This window comes from Streptomyces sp. NBC_01306, assembly GCF_026340465.1.
GTDB lineage: Bacteria > Actinomycetota > Actinomycetes > Streptomycetales > Streptomycetaceae > Streptomyces.
In genome coordinates, this window is record NZ_JAPEPC010000001.1 from 6,732,045 (window position 1) to 6,752,118 (window position 20,074).

Consider the following 20,074-nt stretch of genomic DNA (forward strand, 5'->3'; position numbering starts at 1 on the left):
GGCTGCCTGCCCGGGCACAATGTCAGCTGTTGTCAGGTTCACACCGGCAGCCTACGACCCGGACGCCGGACCGTCGGAGGGTGCGCCCGAGCCGGCGGCCCGGCCGCAGGCCCAGCGGTCTGCGGGGTGTCCGATACCCGTCTCACCGGCCGGGCCGAGTTGACGGACATCGGTTCCGTTCCTGGCGGCCCGTGCCGGCCGTGTCAGGATGCTGAACCATGCGCGCCGCCTACATAGAACAGCTCGGCACCCCGGACGTCATACGCTACGGCGAGCTGCCGCCACCCCTGCCGGGCCCCGCCGACGTACTCGTCGATGTGCTCGCCACCACGGTCAATCCGGTGGACACCTTCGTCCGCTCGGGAATCTTCCCCACACCCGTCGACTTCCCGTTCGTGATCGGCCGGGATCTGGTCGGCAGGGTCTCCGCTCTCTCCACGGCAGGTCCGGAAGCACCGGGCTTCGCGGTGGGCGACCTGGTGTGGAGCAACAGCCTCGGCCACGGAGGCCGGCAGGGGGCCGCCGCAGAGCAGGCCGTGGTGGCGGCCGACCGGCTCTACCGTCTTCCCGACGGGGTCGACCCGTACGAGGCGGTTGCCCTGGTCCACCCCGCCGCTACGGCCTGTCTCGCCCTGTTCACCCACGGCAGGATCCGCGCCGGTGAGACGGTCCTCGTCGCCGGCGCCGCCGGGAACGTCGGGAGCGCGCTGGTCGTCCTGGCCGTCCGGGCGGGCGCCCGGGTCGTCGCCACCGCCGGCGCCCGGGACGCCGAGTACTGCCGCTCCCTCGGCGCCTCGGAGGTCCTGGACTACCGGGACCCCGACCTCTTCCGGCACATCCGGGCCGCCACGCCGCAGGGCGTGGACCTCTACCTCGACACCGCGGGTGAGAACGATCTGGCGAACGCCGTCGGCCTCCTGGCCCGTCGCGGCAGGATCGTGCTGCTGGCCGGGGCCAGGTCCCGTCCTGTTCTGCCGGCCGGACCGCTCTACATGAACGACTGCTCGGTCGTCGGATTCGTCATCTCCCACGCGACCGCGGCGGAGCTGGCCGAGGTCGCCGTCACTGTCAACAGCTTCCTGAGCGATGCCCGCCTGCGCCCCCGCGCCATCGAGACGCTTCCGCTGAGCTCCGCCGCGGAGACCCACCGCCGGATGGAGGACGGCCGGCTCCACGGCAGAAGGGTCGTTCTCCGCCCGGACCACTGACAGCCTCCATGGCCGCACCGCCCCCGGCACCGGTGGCAGACTGAGGTGCGTGATGGACGGGGTGGCGGGGCGGAGTGAGGAAAAAATGCAGGTCGGAGCAGCACCTTGAGGATTCTGCACACATCGGACTGGCACCTCGGCCGCTCCTTCCACCGCGTCGGACTCCTCGACGCCCAGGCCGCGTACCTCGACCACCTGGTGGCGACCGTACGGGCCCACGAGGTGGACGCGGTCCTGGTGGCCGGAGACGTCTACGACAGGGCGGTGCCCCCGCTCGCCGCGGTGGAGCTCTTCGACCGTGCGCTGCACCGGCTCGCCGAAGCGGGCGTCGCGACGGTGATGATCTCGGGCAACCACGACTCGGCCCGCAGGCTCGGAGTGGGCGCGGGTCTCATCCGGCTGGCCGGAATACATCTGCGGACCGATCCGGCGGAGTGCGCCACTCCGGTGCTCCTCTCCGACCAGTACGGCGATGTGGTGCTCTACGGGCTGCCCTATCTGGAACCGGCCCTGGTCCGCGACGAGTTGAAGGCGGCCAGGGCGGGGCACGAAGCCGTACTGACCGCCGCGATGGACCGGGTGCGCGCGGACCTCGCAGGACGGGCCCCCGGCACCCGCTCCGTGGTCCTCGCCCATGCCTTCGTCGCCGGCGGAGAGCCCAGCGACAGTGAGCGCGACATCACCGTCGGCGGGGTGGCCGCCGTACCGGCCGGAGTCTTCTCCGGCGTCGACTATGTCGCCCTCGGCCATCTGCACGGCAGCCAGACGCTCACCGAGCGGGTCCGCTACTCGGGCTCCCCGCTCGCCTACTCCTTCTCCGAGGCCGCCCACCGCAAGACGATGTGGCTGATCGACCTCGGCCCCGCCGGAGAGATCGCCGCCGAGCGGATCGACTGCCCCGTCCCCCGGCGGCTCGCCAGGATCCGGGGCCGTCTCGACGCACTGCTGGAGGATCCGGCGCTGGAGCGGTACGAGGAGTCCTGGGTGGAGGCCACACTCACCGACCCGGTACGGCCCACCGAGCCGATGGCCAGGCTCGGCGCGCGCTTCCCGCACACGCTCAGCCTGGTCTTCGAGCCGGACCGGACCACCGGGGACCCGCTCGCCTCCTACGCCCAGCGCCTCAAGGGGCGCACCGACCAGCAGATCGCCGAGGACTTCGTGGCGCACGTACGGGGCGGCGCGGGGCCCGACGCGGCGGAGCGGGGCGTGCTCTCCGGCGCCATCGACGACGTCCGGGTGGACGACGGGGCGAACGAGGTGGCGCGATGAGGCTGCACACCCTGCGCATCGCCGCCTTCGGCCCCTTCGCCGCACGCCAGGAAGTCGACTTCGACTCGCTCTCCGAAGCCGGGCTCTTCCTCCTCCACGGACCGACCGGCGCCGGCAAGACGTCGGTCCTCGATGCCGTGTGTTACGCGCTCTACGGAGCGGTACCCGGCGCGAGGCAGGGGCCCGGGACCACCCTGCGCAGCGACCACGCCCTGGTCGACGAGCCCACCGAGATCTCGCTGGAACTGAGTGTCGGCGACCGCCGCCTGGAGGTCACCCGGCTGCCGGCGCAGCCGCGCCCCAAGAAGCGCGGCGAGGGCTTCGTCACGGAGAAGGCGCAGAGCAGACTGCGCGAGTACGACTCGCAGACCGGCAGCTGGCGGTCGCTGAGCAAGTCCCACCAGGAGATCGGCGAGGAGATCACCCAGCTCATCGGGATGAGCAGGGAACAGTTCTGCCAGGTGGTGCTGCTGCCCCAGGGCGACTTCGCCCGTTTCCTGCGGGCGGACGCCGAGGCGCGCGGAAAGCTGCTCGGCCGCCTCTTCGACACCCGGCGCTTCGCCGCCGTCGAGGAGCGCCTCGCCGCGCTGCGCCGGGCGGCCGAGACACAGGTGCTCGCCGGTGACGAGCGGCTGCTGACCCTCGCGCACCGGATGGCCGAGGCCGCGGGCCCGGCCGCGGACGACTGGCCGCTGCCCGTCGACCGGCCGGGCGATCCCGGTCTCGCCGAGGCCGTACTGCAGTGGGCCGCGGTGGCCCGCTGCGGAGCCGGCGAACGGCTCGACATCGCGCGGGCGGCCCTGTCCGCAGCGGAGAGCCGGCAGGCAGCGGCCCGGACAAACCTGGAGGACCAGCGCGAACTGGCCAGGCTCCAGGAGCGGTTCGAGCAGACGCGACGCCGGACCGAAGAGCTGGCGAACCGCCGCGGCGAGCGCGAGGAGGTGCGCGCCAGGCTGGACCGGGCGCGCCGGGCCGAACGGGTCGGCGACGCGCTGACCCAGCGCGACGAAGCGGCCCAGGAGCACCGCGACGCGGCAGATGCCCGGGAGCGCGCCCGGCGCGAACTGCCCGCCGAGCTGGCCGACGCGGGCGCCGACCAGCTCTCCGCGCTGGAGCGCAGGCTCCGCCAGGACCTCGGGGCGCTGGACGCGGCGCGCCGGGCCGAGCGGCGCAGCGCGGAGATCACCGCCGAGCGTGCGGGCCTGGACCGGCAGGCGCACGCCGACGACGAGCTGATCCGCGAGGCGGCCGGCTGGCTGACCGACTGGGACACCGTCCTGCGCCGCTGCCAGGACCGGATCGAGGCCGCACAGGAGGCCGCGACCCGTGCCGAGCAGCTGGCGGGACAGCTCGAACCGGCCCGCCGCCGGCTGGAGGCGGCACGCGCCCGCGACCGGCTCGCCACCGACGCGGCGGCAGCGGAGGGGCGGCTGAGCGCGGCGCGCGAGCGGGCGAACGCGGCGCACGAGACCTGGCTCGACCTGCGGGAGCGCCGGCTGCGCGGGGTCGCGGCCGAGCTGGCCGCCGGGCTGCGGGACGGCGAGCCCTGCGCGGTGTGCGGCGCGGCCGACCACCCGGCGCCCGCCATGCCCGGGGCCGGCCATGTGGACCGCGCCGCGGAGGAGGCGGCGTACGAGACGCACACCCGCGCCGACGAGGACCGTGCCGAAGCGGAGCGCGCACTCGGCGCCGTCCGCGAGGCGGTCGCTGAAGCGCGCGCGGGGGCGGGCAGCGCCACCACGGGTGAACTCGCCGAACTGGTCGGCCAGTTGCAGCGCGACCATGCCGAGGCCCACGGTACGGCTGCCGGGATGCACGCCGCGCGGGAGGAGCGCGCCCGGGCCGAGCGCGAACACGCCGGGCGGACCGCCGCCCAGCAGCAGGCCGAACGCCGCTCCGCCGCCCGGACCTCGCAGCGCGAGGCACTGGAGCGGGAGCAGTCCGCGATCGAGGAGGAGCTGGTGGGGGCGCGCGGCGGCGCGGGCAGCGTCGCCGAACACGCCACACGGCTCGAACACCGGATGCGGTTCCTGGACCGGGCGGCCGACGCGGTACGCGCGGTCGACACCACCGCCCAGCGGCTCAAGGAGGCCGACGACCGGCTCGCCGACGCCGCCTTCCGGGCCGGCTTCGACACCCCGCAGGAGGCCGCCGCCGAACTGACCGACGACAGCGAACAGCGCCGCCTGCAGCAGCGCCTCGACGCCTGGCAGGCTGAGGAGGCCGCACTGGCCGAGCGCCTCGCCGAGCAGGACGCGGCCGACGCCGCCGGTCGCCCGCCGGCCGATCCCGGCGCGGCCCGGGCGGAGTTCGACACCGCGGAGCGCGCCTTCCTGGAGGCATCGTCCGTACTGGACGCCGCTGCCGAGCGCCGCATCGCGCTCCGGCGCCTCTCCGCGCAGGCCGCCGACGAGCTCGCCGGCCTCGGTCCGCTGCGCGCCGAGTACGACAGGGTGGCCCGCCTCGCCACGCTCACCGCGGGGACATCGGCCGACAACGAACGGAAGATGCGCCTGGAGTCGTACGTCCTGGCCGCCCGTCTGGAACAGGTCGCCGCGGCGGCCACCGTCCGGCTGCAGACCATGTCGGCCGGGCGCTACACCCTGGTCCACTCCGATGCCAGAGCGGGCGGCCGGGGCCGCTCCGGGCTCGGGCTGCACGTCCTGGACTCCTGGACGGGGCGGGAGCGCGACACCGCGACGCTGTCCGGAGGCGAGACGTTCTTCGCGTCACTGGCCCTCGCGCTGGGCCTGGCCGACGTGGTCACCGACGAAGCGGGCGGCATACGGCTGGACACACTCTTCATCGATGAGGGCTTCGGAAGTCTGGACGACCAGACGCTGGACGACGTGCTCGACGTCCTGGACTCCCTGCGCGAACGGGACCGCAGCGTCGGCATCGTCAGCCATGTCGGCGACCTGCGCCGCCGGATCCCGGCCCAACTGGAGGTCGTCAAGGAGCAGAGCGGATCGGCGGTCAGGCACCACGCGGCGGGCTCCTCCCGCTGAGCGGTGCCGGACCCGGCCGCCGACGGCCGCCGGGCCCGCGCACCCGCGAGCCCGGCCACCGCCGTACCGCGCGGGGAGCACCCGCGCCGGCACCTGCCTCCCTACAGCTTCGAGATCTCGTCCACCAGATCGTCAAGACCCAGCGACCCCTGCGACAGCGCGGCCATGTGCCAGGCCTTCGCGTCGAAGGAGTCACCGTGCGCCTTGCGGGCGTTCTCCCGGCCCAGCAGCCAGGCGCGCTCGCCCAGCTTGTACCCGATGGCCTGGCCCGGCATCGACAGATAGCGGATGAGCTCGCTCTCCACGAAGTCCGCGGGCCGCCCGCTGTGGTTGCCGAAGAACTCCTGGGCCAGCTCCGGCGTCCAGCGCTCGCCCGGGTGGAACGGCGAATCGGCCGGAATCTCCAGTTCCAGGTGCATGCCGATGTCCACGATCACCCGGCAGGCACGCATCATCTGCGCGTCCAGATACCCGAGCCTGCGCTCCGCGTCCGGCAGGAAGCCCAGCTCGTCCATGAGGCGCTCGGCGTAGAGCGCCCAGCCCTCCGCGTTGGCGCTGACCATCCCGACACTCGCCTGGTAGCGGGAGAGCTGGTCCGAGACGTGCACCCACTGCGCCAGCTGGAGATGGTGCCCGGGCACCCCCTCGTGGTACCAGGTGGAGACCAGGTCGTACACCGGGAAGCGGGTCTCGCCCATGGTCGGCAGCCAGGTACATCCGGGCCGCGAGAAGTCCTCGGACGGCGGTGTGTAGTACGGAGCGGCGGCGCCGCCGGGCGGTGCGATCCGGGACTCGACCTTCCGTACCCGCTCGGCGAGTTCGAAATGGGTGCCGTCGAGCGATTCCATCGCCTCCGACATCAGCCCCTGGAGCCACTTCTGGACCTCGTCCACGCCCTCGATGTGGGTGCCGTGCTCATCCAGGTGCGCCAGCGCCTCCCAGGGACTGGCCCCCGGCAGGATCTTCGCGGCCTCGGTCCTCATCTCGGCCAGCAGGCGGTGGTATTCGGACCAGCCGTACGCGTACGCCTCGTCCAGATCAAGGTCGGTGCCGTTGAAATAGCGTGACCAGCGGGCGTACCGCTCGCGGCCGACCGTGTCCGGTGCGTCCTCGACCGCCGGCGCGTAGACATCGCGCATCCAGTCGCGCAACGCGGCCACCGCACCGGTCGCGGAACGGGCCGCGGAGTCCAGCTCCTTGCGCAGTGAATCCGGGCCCGCTGCGGCGAACTCCTCGAACCAGCCGGTGCCTTCCCCGCCGGTACCGGCCCACTCCGTGAGCTGGCCGATGAACGTCTCGGTGGGGCGCGGGCCGCCGAGCAGCCCCCGTTCGAGCCCGAGGGCCAGGGACTCGCGGTACCCGTCGAGCGCGGCGGGCACGCCGCCGAGGCGCTCGGCTACGGCCGCCCAGTCCTCGTCGGTCTCGGTGGGCGTCACGGTGAACACCTCACGCACGGCATGGGCCGGGGAGTGGATGTTGCTGACGGCGCGCAGCGCCTCATCGGCCTCGTGCACGGCCAGTTCGGCGTTGAGCCGCTCGCGCAGCAGCCTGCCGCAGCGCCGCTCGGCATCGCTGTCCCCGCCCGGCCGGCGCTCCGCGGCGTCGAGTTCGGCCAGGGTCGTCCGCGCGAGCGCGGCGAGGGCGGCCTGCCCGGCGGGGGAGAAGTCGGGAAGGCCGCTGGAGCTCTCGCGCACTCCGAGATAGGTGCCGGTGATCGGGTCGAGAGCGATCAGGGAGTCGACATAGGCGTCGGCGACCTGACGGGGCAGTGGGCTGCTGAGAGTCTGTGACATGCGGACATCTTCGTACGGCGGGGAGTTCCGCGCCATCACTCTCCGCGTCATCACCCTCCGGGCCGTCTCTCTCCGGGCCCGTGCTCCCCGGGGCGCTCACCCCGGCGGCAGCAGCGGCCCGCAGTCCCACTGCTGGAAGATCAGCCGGGTCTCCACCCGGGCCACTTCGCGGTGGGCCGTGAACTCGTCCAGAACCAGCCGCTGCAGGTCCGCGGTGTCCGCCACCGCCACATGCACCAGGTAGTCGTCAGGACCCGCCAGATGGAAGAGGGCCCGTGACTCGGGCAGTCCGCGGATCCGCTCCACGAACGGGCCGACCAGCTCCCGGCGGTGCGGCCGTACCTGCACCGAGAGCAGCGCTTCGAGGCCCCGCCCCAGCTTCGCCGGGTCGAGCCGCAGCTGATGGCCCAGGACCACTCCGGAGCGGCGCAGCCGGGCCACCCGGTCGAGGCAGGTCGATGCGGCGACCCCGACCTCGGCAGCCAGCTCACGGTAGGTCGTCCGGGCATCGTTCTGCAGGAGGCGGAGCAGATGCAGATCGACCGGGTCGAGTACGACGGATTCGGCCATCGGCCGAACGTAACACGGGCTTTGGCCCCAACTACCCGGAGGCTGTTCAGGATTTCCTCATGAAATCCGATCCCCCGACCACATCCAGGGCCCTGGCCACCGAAGCGGTGCACGCCGGACGCGAAGACCTCGCCGGTCTCGGCCTGCACGCCGTCCCGATCGACCTGTCGACGACGTACCCCTCGTACGACAGCAGGCAGGAGGCGGCCAGGATCGACGAGTTCGCCGCCACCGGGGCCCGTCCGCAGGGGCCGCCGGTCTACGCCAGGCTCGACAACCCCACCACCGCGCGCTTCGAGACGGCGCTCGCCCGGCTGGAGGGGGCCGCGAGCGCGGTGGCTTTCGCCAGCGGAATGGCCGCGCTCACCGCGGTGCTGCTCGCCCGTTCGAGCCAGGGGCTGCGCCATGTCGTCGCGGTCCGCCCGCTGTACGGATGCAGCGATCATCTGCTCACCGCCGGGCTGCTCGGTACCGAGGTGACCTGGACCGACCCGGCGGGTGTCGCCGAAGCGATCCGTCCGGAGACCGGCCTGGTGATGGTGGAGACCCCTGCCAACCCGACCCTCGCCGAGACCGACATCCGGGCGCTGGCGCACTCCTGCGGCGCGGTGCCGCTGCTCGTCGACAGCACCTTCGCGACCCCGGTCCTCCAGCGGCCGCTGGAGCACGGGGCGCGGATCGTCCTGCACAGTGCGACGAAGTATCTGGGCGGGCACGGCGATGTGCTGGCCGGTGTGGTGGCCTGCGACGAGGAGTTCGCACGGGTGCTGCGCCAGCTGCGGTTCGCGACCGGCGGCGTCCTGCACCCGCTGTCCGGATATCTGCTGCTGCGCGGGCTCTCGACCCTGCCGGTCAGGATGCGGGCCGCCGCAGGGACGGCCGCCGAGCTGGCCCGCAGACTGGCCGCCGACCCGAGGGTCGCGGCGGTCCACTATCCGAAGCTGGGCGGCGCCATGGTGGCCTTCGAGGTGCACGGCGATCCGCACCGGGTGATCGCGGACGTACGGCTGATCACCCCGGCCGTCAGCCTTGGCAGCGTCGACACCCTCATCCAGCACCCCGCCTCCATCAGTCACCGCATCGTGGCCGAGGGAGACCGGCGGTCCGCAGGTGTGAGCGAGCAGTTGCTGCGGATGTCGGTGGGGCTGGAGGACGTGGACGATCTCTGGGCGGACCTGGACGGGGCGCTCAGTGGCCGCTCTGCTCGCTCGGCCCGTACGGCAGTTCACGCGGGAGGCCGTACGGCAGGTCGGGCGCCGGACGGGAGTGCGCGGGCGTCGTCGCCAGCCGTGCGGTGATCACCAGAGTGCCTTCCTCGATCTGGTAGTCGAGGGGCAGCCCGAGGCCGCGCATCGCCGCCACCATCCCGGTGTTGGACGCCTGCGTCACCGCGTACACGCTCTCGCACCCGGTCTCCTCGGCCAGCGCCAGCAGCCGGCCGAGCAGTTCGGAGCCGATGCCGCGGCGCTGCCAGGCATCCTCGACGAGCAGTGCGACCTCGGTCTCGTCACCGTCCCACAGGAGGTGGCCGAGGCCGACGATGCGCCCCGAAGCGGTCTGCACGGCGAGGGTGCGGCCGAAGCGGGGGCTCAGCAGATGGCCGAGATAGCGGTCAGCATCGCCGACGGGGCCGTGGTACCGCAGGCCGAGGGTCCGGTCGGTGCACCGGTCGTGCATCGCCCTGGCCGCCTGCGCGTCGTCGGGACCGGCCCTGCGCACGGTGATCTCGTTGCCCTCGGGGAGGGTGAAGACTTCCCGGCGGCGGGGCATCCGCGGGCCGAGGCGGGCGTCGAGTTCGATGAGGGCCCTGGCGCGGGCGAACTCCGTCGGGGTGAACGGCAGATGGGGCCGCTCGACCGTGATCGTGCCGCCGGACGGGTCGCGCAGCCGCATCACCCGCTCCTCAAGAACGCCGTCCGCGGGCGTCGGCTCATCGGCGGATGCGCCCCCGACCGACACGGCGGGGAGCGAGTGAATGGTGCAGCGGCCGAGCAACTGACGCAGTGCCAGTGGGAGTTCGGCGGCATCCAGGGCGGTGCGGGTGGCGAGACCCAGCACCCGGGTCGGTGCGTCGACCAGGTCGTGGGCGTCCGCGCGCTCGATCCATGTGTCGTGCCCGCCTGCCGCCGACACCTCGTGGCCGAGCTGCCGGGACTGGAAGGCGGCCGGGGCGCGGAGCAGGAACTCGTCGACCGTGCCGTCGGCGAGCGGGTGGGTCTGGAGCGTCAGGATGTCGACCTGGTGACGGGCCAGCGCCGTGCACAGCGCGGCCAGGCTGCCGGGCTCGTCCCGTACGGTCGTACGCATCCGCCACAGCACGGTCTCGGACCGTGCCACCCCGTCCGTGTCGCTGTTTTCGCTGCTGTGATCGCTGCCTGTGCCGCCGTGCACATGCTCGTCGTGGGGAGCGGCCGACGTGGCTGCTGTGCCGCTTGCGCCGGACTGTCCGGACGACTGCCCGGACGGTGGCGCGTGGCTGTGGCGCTGGGCCCACCAGAGGTGGAACGCCGCCGTGCCGGTGAGCGCCACGGCGGCGGCGACCAGGAGGAAGGGCCCGTCGGGCCCGTGCGCGACGAGATCGGCGACGGCGTCGGCGAGGGCGACGGCGGTGAACAGGGCGGCCAGTTCGATGAGGTCCCGGCGCCAGTGGTGCGGGCGACGGGCGCTCTTCGCGGGATTCACATCGGTCATGCCCTCACTGTGACCGAGCGGTGTTGCCTGATCACGAACACCCTGTGACTGATGGGTTAAGTGTGATTTTGGTTGATTGATAACTTTTTCCCGCCGGAAAAGACGCGAAGCGTCCCGCCCGGTGCCCCATGGTGATGCAGTTGCCATTGAACGTACCCCCTCACCCCAAGTGAACCGCCACGGGCCTCAATTGGTTCCTGCCAGCAGCCGGATACCGCGCTCGATCTCCGGCGGTGTCAGATGCGCGTATCCGAGCACCAGACGTACGACGCCGTCCGGGGGGCGGGCGGTTCCGTAGTCGGACAGCGGACGCACCGCGGCACCCGCCCGGGCCGCCCGCTCCAGAAAGCGGTCCTGCGGGCCGTGAGACTCCGGCAGCCGCGCGATGACATGGAGTCCGGCGGCGATCCCGCTGACCGTGGCCCCCGGGATGTGCTCGTCGAGAGCCCGGACCAGGGCGTCCCGCCGCTCCCGGTAGACGCGCTGGCAGCGCCGCAACTGGCGGTCGTAGCCGCCGCCCCTGATGAACTCGGCCAGCAGCGCCTGGTCGATGGCGGGATTGCCGAGATCCATGGTGCGTTTACGCGCGACGATCTCGCCGGTCAGCCACTCCGGAGCGACCAGCCAGCCCAGTCGCAGGCCGGGCGCGAGGGACTTGCTCACCGAGCCGGTGTACGCGACACGTCCGGGATCGAGCCCCTGGAGCGCCCCGACCGGCGCGCGGTCGTAACGGAAGTCCCCGTCGTAGTCGTCCTCGACGACCAGCCCGTCCACCGAGCGTGCCCAGTCGAGGAGTTGGGAGCGCCGGGCCGGGGAGCAGGCGATACCGGTGGGGAACTGGTGCGCCGGGGTGGTGACCACGGCGCGCACTCCGCTCGCGGCGAGCGGGCCCGGAGCCGGCCCCTCCGCGTCGAGCGGCAGCGCAGCGGTGCGCAGCCCGGCCGCGGCGAAGAGGGTCGTGTGCTCGGGACTGCCGGGATCCTCGACGCCGACGGTGCGCAGGCCGCGCGCGTGGAGCACCAGGCCGAGCAGGGTGGTCGCCTGCGCGACACCGGAACAGACCACGAGGCGCTCCGGATCCGTCACCACTCCGCGACGCCGGGTGAGCAGCTCCGCCAGCGCCCCGCGCAGCTCGGGAAGGCCACGCGGATCCGGGTAGCCGAGCGCGTGGTGCGGCAGCCTCGTCAGTACGGAGCGGTGGGCGGCGCTCCAGGCGGCGCGCGGGAAGAGCGAGAGATCGGGTGTCCCCGGGCGGAAGTCGACCTGTACGCCGGGCCCGCGCGGCGCCGGACCCCGTACACCGCCCGCCGACGGGCGAACGGCGCCGCCCACCCAGGTGCCCGCACCCCGGCCGGTGCGCAGATAGCCCTCAGCGGTCAGCTGCTCGTACGCCTCGGTGACCAGACCGCGCGACACACCGAGGTCGGCCGCGAGCGCACGGCTGGACGGCAGCCGGGTCCCGGCCGGCAGCCGCCCGGCCCGTACCGCGGCGCGCAGCGCCTCCTGCAACTCCCGGCCGCGGCGGCGGGGCGGCGCGGCCGTGACAGGCAGCAGCAGCTCCCAGGCCGGTGACCCGGCGGGACGCGCGGCCGTACCGGGCGGGGCGGAGTCCGGCGGATTGGTCCCCGATAGCGTCATACGAGTGGACCCTAATACGGGCCACCGGCCCCTCTAGCCTCGTCCGTATGACCTCAACTCCCGTACGGGGGGCGCTCCTCGCGGCGCTCGCCTGTGTCCTCGTCGGTGGCTCGTTCACGGCCAACAGCGTGCTCGGCGACTACCCGTACGCGGGCGGCCAGGCCCTGCGGTACGCGCTGGCCGCCCTGTTGCTCCTGCCGATGCTGGGGCGGGGCGGCGCGGTGCGGCTGCGTGCACTCGGCGCCGGACAGTGGGGGCGTCTCGCGCTGCTCGCCGCCGTCGGGATGGTCGGATTCAACCTGGCGGTGCTGGCCGCGGAACGGACCGCGGAGCCCGCCGTCCCCGGTGTCTTCGTCGGCTGCGCGCCGGTCGTCGTCGCGGTGCTCGTGCCGCTGGCCGGCGGGCGGCGGCCGGCCCGGCCGGTTCTCCTGGGCGCGCTGCTGGTGGCCGCGGGTGCCTTCGCGGTCCAGGGCTGGGGCCGCACCGACGCCATGGGGATCGGCTGCTCGGCGGGCGCACTCGCGGGCGAGGTGGGCTTCGCCGTCCTTGCCCCTCCGGTGCTGCGGCCCCTCGGCCCGAAGCTGCTGTCCGCCACGGTGTGTGCGGTGGCGGCCCTCGAATCGGCCGTGATCGGCATCGCCGTGGACGGACCCCGTTTCCTCCGGGCGCCGGACACCGCGGAGGCGCTGGCACTCGGCTGGCAGGCCGTCGTGGTCACCGTCATCGGGTTCGTCTGCTGGTACAGCGGGATGCAGCGGATCGGCGCCGAGCGGGCCACGCTGTTCTCTGGCCTGATCCCCGTGGCTGCCGCGCTGACCGCGCCTCTGGTCGGCGCCGGGGGCTACGGCGCGCCGCAGGCCGCGGGCAGCGCTCTGGTCGCGGTGGGGGTGACACTCGGGTCCCGGGCGGCCGGACGCCGCTCAGCGGCTGGTGTCGAGGATGACGCGGGCCACCAGGGCGGGGTCGTCACTCATCGGGACATGGCCGCAGCCGGGCAGCCGGACCAGCCGGGCGCCGGGGATGGTGTGCTTGGCGCGGATGCCCTGGCGCCGCAGCAGGATGCGGTCCTTCGTGCCCCACGCGACGGTGACGGGTACGGCGCTCACCTCGGAGGTGAAGAGTACGTCCCGGCCGGCGGCGAGGGTTTCGCCGAAGCCGGTCGCACCGCGCAGCGCCCGGGTCTCCGCGACGACGGCCTCCGGTGAACGGCGCCCCGGCCGGGCGTAGATGGTGCCGGTGAGGGCCGCCCGTCCGGCCGCCGAGCGCGACAGCCGCTCGACCACCGGGGGCGGCAGCAGCCGTGCACCGTGCCGCATCGCCGTCAGCGTCGAGAACGCGTAGCGCCGCTCGCCCGGCGTCCAGAACCCGGCCGGGGAGAGGGCGGTGACCGACCGTACGAGCTTCCTGCTGCCCAGCTCCAGCGCGAGCAGGCCGCCGAGCGAGTTCCCCGCCACATGGGGCCGTTCGGCGCCGAGCGCCTCGCACATCGCGCCGAGCAGCGGCACGACGGACGCGAGGTCGTACGGCACGCCGTCGGGCAGTGCGGGCGAGGCGCCGAACCCGGGCAGGTCCACGGCGATCACCTCACGCTCGGCGGCCAGGATGTGCACCACGGGATCCCACGCCTGCCGGTGGTGGCCGATACCGTGCAGCAGCAGGAGCGGGGCGCCGGATCCGGTGCGCTCGTACGCCACGTGGACCGGTTTCTGCCCCGTCGGAGTGTCGATCGTGAAGGAGACCTGGGCGGTCATGCTGCTGCTCCCTGGGGGTGGGGGTCCCTGAGGGCAGGAACCGGCTCTTGGACCGCCCGGCAATCGGAGGCGGTCTTAGACATTGCGTCAGTAACAATTACCCTTCAGTAGCTTGTACTTCAAGGGTCGGCGCGAAGTGGATCCGGCCCCTTCCGGCGATTCTTTCTGGACAGCGGAGGGCCGGTCGGCTGGGATGGGGGAGTGGCGACCGACACAGTGACCGACCTCTTCGAAGAACACCGCTCCGTGCTGACGGGTGTGGCGTACCGGATGCTCGGCCGGGTGGCCGATGCCGAGGACGTCGTGCAGGAGGCGTGGTTCCGGTGGTCGGCGGCCGACCGCGGGGATGTCCGCGAGCCGCGTGCTTTCCTCGTCCGGATCACCACCCGGCTGGCGCTCGACCGGCTCAGGCACGTGCAGTCGAGGCGCGAGGCGTACGTGGGGCCGTGGCTGCCCGAGCCGCTCGCCACGGACTTCGGCGCGGCCGTTCCCGACACCGCGGAGCAGGCGGTGCTCGCCGAGTCCGTTTCGTTCGCCGTTCTGGTGGTGCTGGAATCGCTCTCCCCGCTGGAGCGTGCGGTGTTCGTACTGCGGGAGGCCTTCGGATTCCCGTACTCGGAGATCGCCGTCGTACTCGATCGCGGCGAGGCCGCCGTGCGCCAGCTCGCCGGGCGCGCCAGGCGCCATGTGGAGGAGCGCAAGCCGCGGTACGACGTCGATCCGGCCGAACGCCGCGATCTGACCGAACGGTTCCTGGCCGCGGCCTCGGGCGGGAACCTGGACGAGCTGCTGGCCCTGCTCACCCCCGGTGTGCGCCTGGTGGGGGACAGCGGCGGCAAGTCCAAGGCGCCGCTGCGCGTCATCGAGAGCGCGGACAAGGTGGGCCGCTTCCTGTTCGGGGTCGCGGAGAAGGGCATCGAGGGCGGCGAGTTCCGCATCAGGGAGCTCAACGGCGCCCCGGCGATCGTCGTCCTCGCGGGCGGCACGGTGGACACCGTGGTGCAGGCGGAGATCAAGGACGGCCGGATCGCCGAGATCTACATCGTGCGCAATCCTGACAAACTCCTCCTGCTCTCCGCGGAGTAGAGCCCGCCGGACCCTGTGATCCGGGTGAGCCCGCCATGCGTGGCTGCCCGGTTGCCGCTGCTCGATAACTTTTCGTGAACGCTCTGCGTCATGGCGCGACTCCGCTCCGCTATCGGGCGAGGATTGGTCTTGACCAAGAAGGGGTGCCGTCCTACTCTCGCAGAGTTAGTGCAGGAACCTTTAATAAATAAGGGCACAGAAAAGCCGCCGGGGATACGGCGATTGCGGAGGATCAGGGTGGGGACCACGCAGCTGGAATCGGTGCCGGAGCCGAAGTACTGGCACCTCAAGAACGTGCTCACCGAGGCGCTGGACTCGGAATTCGCGGTCGGGGAGATCCTCCCCAACGAGCGTGAACTGGCCGCGCGCTTCGGTGTCGCGCGCGCCACGCTGCGTCAGGCGCTGGAACAGCTGGAGCTGGAAGGGCGTCTGCAGCGCCGCCGGGGGGTGGGCACCACGGTGGCCCCGCCGCGCGTCGGTGTCGATGTGTCGACTTCCCAGCAGACCTGGCCCGGTGCGTCGGACGACGCCTGGCAGCCCGTCGAGTGCGGCAGCGCCACCCCGCCGGCCGCCGTGGCCCGGCTGCTCGACGCGGACGGCGACGACGCGGTGCACACCGTACGCAGGATCCGGATGACGCAGGGGCAGTCCGTCGCCACGGAGCTGGTGTACGTGCCGGTTGCCTCTGTGCCCGAACTGTCCGCCATAGAAGCCCCGTCGGGCCCGGCGCGTGCGCGCGCCGTCCTCCGTGAGCTCCAGCATCTCGACCTCGACGGCCAGGACCGCGCGGTCGAGCTCGGTTCGGCGCGCGCCGACGACGCCAGGGAACTCGACCGGCTGCCCGGTGCTCCGGTGCTCGTCGTCACCACCCGGTACATTGCGGGCGGCCGGACGGTCGCGGTGTCGGTGGCCACCTACCGGGCGGACACCTGCCGGCTCACCTTCGGCGACTCGGGCGACGTGGAGATCAGCGACCAGCTGCCGGGCGGCAAGAAGGCCTCCTGACGCCCGGACGTCCACGGGTTGTTCAACACCACGGTGTGACGGGCCCCGCCGCTGCGCCCGGCGTTCAGCGGCGGGCCGTCACCGTGCCCTCCACGGCGAAGAGCTCCTCCTCCACGTGGTCGAGCGCCAGCCGCAGTGCACCGGTCGCCACCGCGGCCTCACCGAGCACCGACAGCGCGACCCGGGGCGGGCGCAGGCAGTAGCGCGCCAACTCGCCCCGCAGCGGCTCCAGTACGCCGTCCAGTCCGGCCGCCCAGCCGCCGATCACCACCAGCTCCGGGTCGAGTGCCAGCACCAGCGCTGCGACGTCGTGCACCAGCCGCTGAATGAACCGCTCCACGGCGGCCCGGGCCCGGGTGTCGCCCTCCTTGGCATGGGAGAAGACCTCGGCGACCGCGTGCTCGTCCAGCGGATGGAGCGGCTCGTCGGTCGTGGAGAGCAGCTTCTCGGGTGTGACTCCACGGCCCAGCAGATGCAGCGCGCCGATCTCGCCCGCCGCGCCGCCGAAACCGCGGTGCAGCCGCCCGCCGATCAGCGATCCGGCACCGGGGCTCAGGCCGGCGAGCACGAAGACGATGTCGTCGGAATCGGTCGCGGCGCCCTTCCAGTGCTCGGCCACGGCTGCCGCGTTGGCGTCGTTCTCGACCAGGACCGGGCAGCGGAACGACCGCCGCAGCCGCTCGCCCAGTGCGAGCCCGGTCCACTCGGGAAGCGCGGTGCCCAGCCGGACCGTGCCGTCGGCCTCCACGATTCCGGGGCTGCCGACCCCGACCGCCCGCAGCGTGCTGCGCGCGACTCCGGCCCGGCGCAGCACATCGGCCACCGTGCTCCGGACCCGCTCCAGCCGCTCGTCCGCGGACGCCGCCTCCGGCACGTCGCGGGAACCGGAGCCGATGATCTCTCCGTCGAGGCCGGAGAGCAGGGCGGCGACCCGGTGCGGCCCGATCTCGATCCCCAGCAGATGCCCGGCCTCCGCACGGAACCGGAACCGCCGCGCCGGCCGCCCCTGGCGCCGGGTCCCGCCCTCCGCCTCGGGTGCGTCCTCGACGACGAGCCCGGCCGCCATCAGGCCTTCGATCACGCCTTCGACCGTCGGCCGCGAAAGGCCGGTGATACGGGTGAGATCCGTCAGGGTCGGGAACACCTCGCCGCGCAGTGCGTGCAGCACCACGGAGGAGTTGATCCGTCGCAGCAACGAGGGATCCCCGCCGGTCAGCTGCCCCAACGTCTGTCCTCCCAGCTCAGCTCATGCGTGTGTGCCCGGATGGTACCGGGTGACAGGTCGGGCGGCGAGTGGCTGCCGGAACGACAGCGGGTCAGGCGGGCGCGACGAACCCCGACTCGTACGCGGCAATCACCGCTTGCGTACGGTCCCGGGCCCCCAACTTCGCCAGCACAGCGCTGACGTGGGACTTCACCGTTGCGCCGGCGTGACGTCTGACGGCCCCGGCGGTCAACTGTCAGTGGTGGAAGGTTTACTGAGGGGATGACCACCGCTCAGTACGTCGCCACCATCGACCGGCTGCGGACCCGTGCGTTCCCCGCCCGGCACGGGTGGTCGGACACCGGACCGGGCGGGCCCGGGTACCACCTCGCGGCTCTGATCACCCGCGACACGCTCCTGGGCGCCGAGGACGACGCCGCTCCGGAGGGGGAGGCCGAAGACCAGCTCGGGGCCGAGTACGAGGCCCTGGTGGCCGTGCTCGACGCGCGGTGGGGCGAGGCGCAGACGTTCAGCCTCTGGAGCATGCTGACCCGGCGCATGGAGGGGGAGGAGATACCGGAGCCCTGGGCCGAGTTGTGCACCACCGCACCGTCCCTCCACCTCTGGAGGGCTGAGGGGCGCTGGATCGCCATCGGGGCCGTACGGGAGAGCCAGGAGCAGGGCGCACGGTTGATGGTGGCGGTTACCGACGTGGATCCGCCGTAGCCTGCGGCCCCAGCTGCGGTCCCAGCTGCGGGGTCCTGCCGGTGGGTGACCGCCGGTGAGCCGGCTGCTCCGGTGTGCTGGGTCGCTGCCCGGTCAGGGTGCGGACCGGGGTGTCGTCCGGACTGCTTCGCGCAGTCTGCCGTACTCCTCGGCCATCGTTGCCGCGGTCCAGTGGGCGTTGAGACCGCTCGGGTTGGGCAGTGCCCAGATCCGGGTGGAGCCGATGGTCCGGGTCTGCGGACCTATCCGGGCCTTGGGCTCGTGGAACGCCGTGCGGTAGGCGGTGACTCCCACGACGGCGAGCCAACGCGGCTTGAGCTTCTCCACCTTGGCCGTCAGGATGCGTCCGCCCTCGCGGTACTCCTCGGCGCTCAGCTCATCGGCGCGGGCCGAGGCCCGTGCCACCACATTGGTGATGCCGAGGCCGAGGCCAAGCAGGTCGTCCTGTTCCGAAGGGGCCAGCCTGCGGGGCGTGAATCCTGACAGGTGGAGCACCGGCCAGAAACGGTTGCCCGGCCGGGCGAAGTGGTGGCCGGTCGCGGCCGTCATCAGGCCGGGGTTGATCCCGCAGAACAGGACGCTCAAGCCCTCCGCGACCACATCGGGGACGATGCGGTCGCGGGCGGCTTCGAGCTCTTCGGGCTTCATCAGCGGATCAGCGCGCGGATCAGAGGATCGAGCCGGGGGCGTAGGCGGCGGCCTCCGGGTGCTGCTTGGAGACCTCCTCGATCCGCGAGACCACCGCGGCCACCTGGGCGCCCGCGGCGCCGGTGAAGGAGAGCTTGTCCGCCATCAGCGAGTCCAGCTGAGCCCGGTCGAGAGGCATCCGCTCGTCGGCCGCCAGCTTGTCCAGCAGCTCGTTGCGCTCAGCGCCCTGCTCGCGCATGGCGAGCGCGGACGCGACCGCGTGCTCCTTGATGACCTCGTGCGCCACCTCACGGCCGACACCCGCCCGTACGGCGCCCATCAGCACCTTGGTGGTGGCAAGGAACGGCAGATAGCGGTCCAGCTCCCGGGCGACCACCGCCGGGAACGCGCCGAACTCGTCGAGCACCGTCAGGAAGGTCTCCAGCAGCCCGTCGAAGGCGAAGAACGCGTCGGGCAGGGCGACGCGGCGGACGACCGAGCACGACACGTCGCCCTCGTTCCACTGGTCACCGGCCAGTTCGCCGGTCATCGACGCGTAACCGCGCAGGATCACCATCAGACCGTTGACGCGCTCGCAGGAACGGGTGTTCATCTTGTGCGGCATCGCGGACGAGCCGACCTGCCCCGGCTTGAACCCCTCCGTCACCAGCTCGTGCCCGGCCATCAGCCGGATCGTCTTGGCCAGCGACGAGGGCGCGCCCGCCAGCTGCACGAGCGCGGTCACCACCTCGTAGTCGATCGAGCGGGGGTACACCTGGCCGACCGATGTGAAGGCGTGCGCGAAGCCGAGGTGCCCCGCGATCCGCTGCTCCAGCTCGGCCAGCTTCGACTCATCACCGCCCAGCAGGTCGAGCATGTCCTGTGCGGTACCGACCGGGCCCTTGATCCCGCGCAGCGGGTAACGCCCCAGCAGGTCCTCAAGACGTCCGTACGCCGCCAGCAGTTCGTCGGCGGTCGTCGCGAAGCGCTTGCCGAGCGTCGTCGCCTGCGCGGCCACATTGTGCGAACGCCCGGCCATCACCAGCTCGGCGTGCTCACCGGCCAGCCTGCCGAGGCGCGCGAGCACGGCGACGGTGCGGTCCCGCATCAGTTCGAGCGAGAGCCGGATCTGGAGCTGCTCCACGTTCTCGGTGAGGTCGCGCGAGGTCATGCCCTTGTGGATCTGCTCATGCCCCGCCAGGGCGTTGAACTCCTCGATCCGCGCCTTCACGTCGTGCCGGGTGACTTTCTCCCGCTCGGCGATCGACGCCAGGTCCACCTGGTCGAGCACCCGCTCGTAGTCGGCGACCGCGGTCCCGGGCACCTCGATCCCGAGGTCCTGCTGGGCACGCAGCACGGCCAGCCAGAGCTGGCGCTCCAGCCTGACCTTCTGCTCGGGGGACCAGAGGACAGCGAGCTCCGTGGAGGCGTAGCGGCCGGCCAGAACGTTGGGGATGCGAGGCTTTGCAGTCACGTGAAGTGATTCTACTGGCGG

The 20,074-nt window shown here is 72.7% G+C and carries 15 protein-coding genes and 2 pseudogenes; 8 read left to right on the forward strand and 9 right to left on the reverse strand.

Annotated elements, in window-relative coordinates; all coding sequences use genetic code 11:
• The first annotated feature begins 218 nt into the window (after window positions 1–218).
• The 3 genes from OG385_RS29780 to OG385_RS29790 all read left to right on the forward strand — a co-directional run bounded on the left by OG385_RS29780 (window position 219) and on the right by OG385_RS29790 (window position 5,488).
• Window positions 219–1,208 (forward strand): NADPH:quinone reductase, encoded by a 990-nt coding sequence (locus tag OG385_RS29780; RefSeq protein WP_266859343.1) that lies wholly within the window; start codon window positions 219–221, stop codon window positions 1,206–1,208.
• Window positions 1,209–1,313: 105 nt separating this feature from the next.
• The gene (locus OG385_RS29785) at window positions 1,314–2,480 is read left to right on the forward strand and encodes an exonuclease SbcCD subunit D (RefSeq protein WP_266859345.1); all 1,167 of its coding nucleotides are present in this window, start codon (window positions 1,314–1,316) and stop codon (window positions 2,478–2,480) included.
• On the forward strand, window positions 2,477–5,488 hold the full coding sequence (locus OG385_RS29790) for an SMC family ATPase (RefSeq protein ID WP_266859346.1): 3,012 nt from the start codon (window positions 2,477–2,479) through the stop codon (window positions 5,486–5,488). The genes OG385_RS29785 and OG385_RS29790 overlap by 4 nt, the downstream gene beginning before the upstream one ends.
• 101 nt (window positions 5,489–5,589) lie before the next feature.
• Here OG385_RS29790 and OG385_RS29795 read toward each other — a convergent pair whose 3' ends face one another.
• Together OG385_RS29795 and OG385_RS29800 are read right to left on the reverse strand one after the other, a co-directional pair.
• The gene (locus OG385_RS29795; protein ID WP_266859348.1) at window positions 5,590–7,281 is read right to left on the reverse strand and encodes a DUF885 domain-containing protein; all 1,692 of its coding nucleotides are present in this window, start codon (window positions 7,279–7,281) and stop codon (window positions 5,590–5,592) included.
• 96 nt (window positions 7,282–7,377) lie between these two features.
• Window positions 7,378–7,851, reverse strand: a complete 474-nt coding sequence (locus OG385_RS29800) for an Lrp/AsnC family transcriptional regulator (protein WP_164265070.1) — start codon at window positions 7,849–7,851, stop codon at window positions 7,378–7,380.
• A 59-nt stretch (window positions 7,852–7,910) separates the two neighbouring features.
• Here OG385_RS29800 and OG385_RS29805 point away from each other — a divergent pair, with 59 nt between their 5' ends.
• Window positions 7,911–9,149, forward strand: coding sequence for a PLP-dependent aspartate aminotransferase family protein (locus tag OG385_RS29805; protein WP_266859351.1), 1,239 nt, complete (start codon window positions 7,911–7,913; stop codon window positions 9,147–9,149).
• Here OG385_RS29805 and OG385_RS29810 read toward each other — a convergent pair.
• Entirely contained in the window at window positions 9,040–10,542 is a 1,503-nt protein-coding gene (locus OG385_RS29810) for a GNAT family N-acetyltransferase (protein ID WP_266859353.1), read from the reverse strand. The two genes, OG385_RS29805 and OG385_RS29810, sit on opposite strands and share 110 nt — an antisense overlap.
• Window positions 10,543–10,728: 186 nt before the next feature.
• Window positions 10,729–12,180 carry a PLP-dependent aminotransferase family protein gene (locus tag OG385_RS29815; protein ID WP_266859355.1) on the reverse strand — a complete coding sequence of 484 codons (1,452 nt, stop codon included), beginning with the start codon at window positions 12,178–12,180 and terminating at the stop codon, window positions 10,729–10,731.
• 47 nt (window positions 12,181–12,227) lie between these two features.
• Here OG385_RS29815 and OG385_RS29820 point away from each other — a divergent pair.
• A pseudogene (locus OG385_RS29820) lies at window positions 12,228–13,064 on the forward strand (EamA family transporter); the annotation flags it as partial.
• A gap of 36 nt (window positions 13,065–13,100) precedes the next feature.
• Here the strand turns inward: OG385_RS29820 and OG385_RS29825 are convergent.
• Window positions 13,101–13,931, reverse strand: coding sequence for an alpha/beta fold hydrolase (locus OG385_RS29825; protein ID WP_266859357.1), 831 nt, complete (start codon window positions 13,929–13,931; stop codon window positions 13,101–13,103).
• A 201-nt stretch (window positions 13,932–14,132) separates the two neighbouring features.
• Here OG385_RS29825 and OG385_RS29830 point away from each other — a divergent pair, with 201 nt between their 5' ends.
• Window positions 14,133–15,017, forward strand: coding sequence for an RNA polymerase sigma-70 factor (locus OG385_RS29830; protein ID WP_266859359.1), 885 nt, complete (start codon window positions 14,133–14,135; stop codon window positions 15,015–15,017).
• 237 nt (window positions 15,018–15,254) lie between these two features.
• Window positions 15,255–16,022 carry a GntR family transcriptional regulator gene (locus OG385_RS29835; RefSeq protein ID WP_266859360.1) on the forward strand — a complete coding sequence of 256 codons (768 nt, stop codon included), beginning with the start codon at window positions 15,255–15,257 and terminating at the stop codon, window positions 16,020–16,022.
• A 64-nt stretch (window positions 16,023–16,086) separates the two neighbouring features.
• Here the strand turns inward: OG385_RS29835 and OG385_RS29840 are convergent, their stop codons facing one another.
• A complete protein-coding gene (locus tag OG385_RS29840; protein ID WP_266859362.1) occupies window positions 16,087–17,247 on the reverse strand; it encodes an ROK family protein in 1,161 nt (386 codons plus the stop codon).
• A 91-nt stretch (window positions 17,248–17,338) separates the two neighbouring features.
• Window positions 17,339–17,443: pseudogene (locus OG385_RS29845) on the reverse strand (LuxR C-terminal-related transcriptional regulator); the annotation flags it as partial.
• Between the two features lie 65 nt (window positions 17,444–17,508).
• Here OG385_RS29845 and OG385_RS29850 point away from each other — a divergent pair.
• On the forward strand, window positions 17,509–17,952 hold the full coding sequence (locus OG385_RS29850; protein WP_266859363.1) for a hypothetical protein: 444 nt from the start codon (window positions 17,509–17,511) through the stop codon (window positions 17,950–17,952).
• A 93-nt stretch (window positions 17,953–18,045) separates the two neighbouring features.
• On the opposite strand, the gene mug is transcribed toward OG385_RS29850, so the two are convergent.
• Window positions 18,046–18,600, reverse strand: a complete 555-nt coding sequence (gene mug / locus OG385_RS29855; RefSeq protein WP_266859365.1) for a G/U mismatch-specific DNA glycosylase — start codon at window positions 18,598–18,600, stop codon at window positions 18,046–18,048.
• 19 nt (window positions 18,601–18,619) lie between these two features.
• Window positions 18,620–20,053 carry an adenylosuccinate lyase gene (purB, locus tag OG385_RS29860; protein WP_266859366.1) on the reverse strand — a complete coding sequence of 478 codons (1,434 nt, stop codon included), beginning with the start codon at window positions 20,051–20,053 and terminating at the stop codon, window positions 18,620–18,622.
• Window positions 20,054–20,074 lie beyond the last annotated feature (21 nt).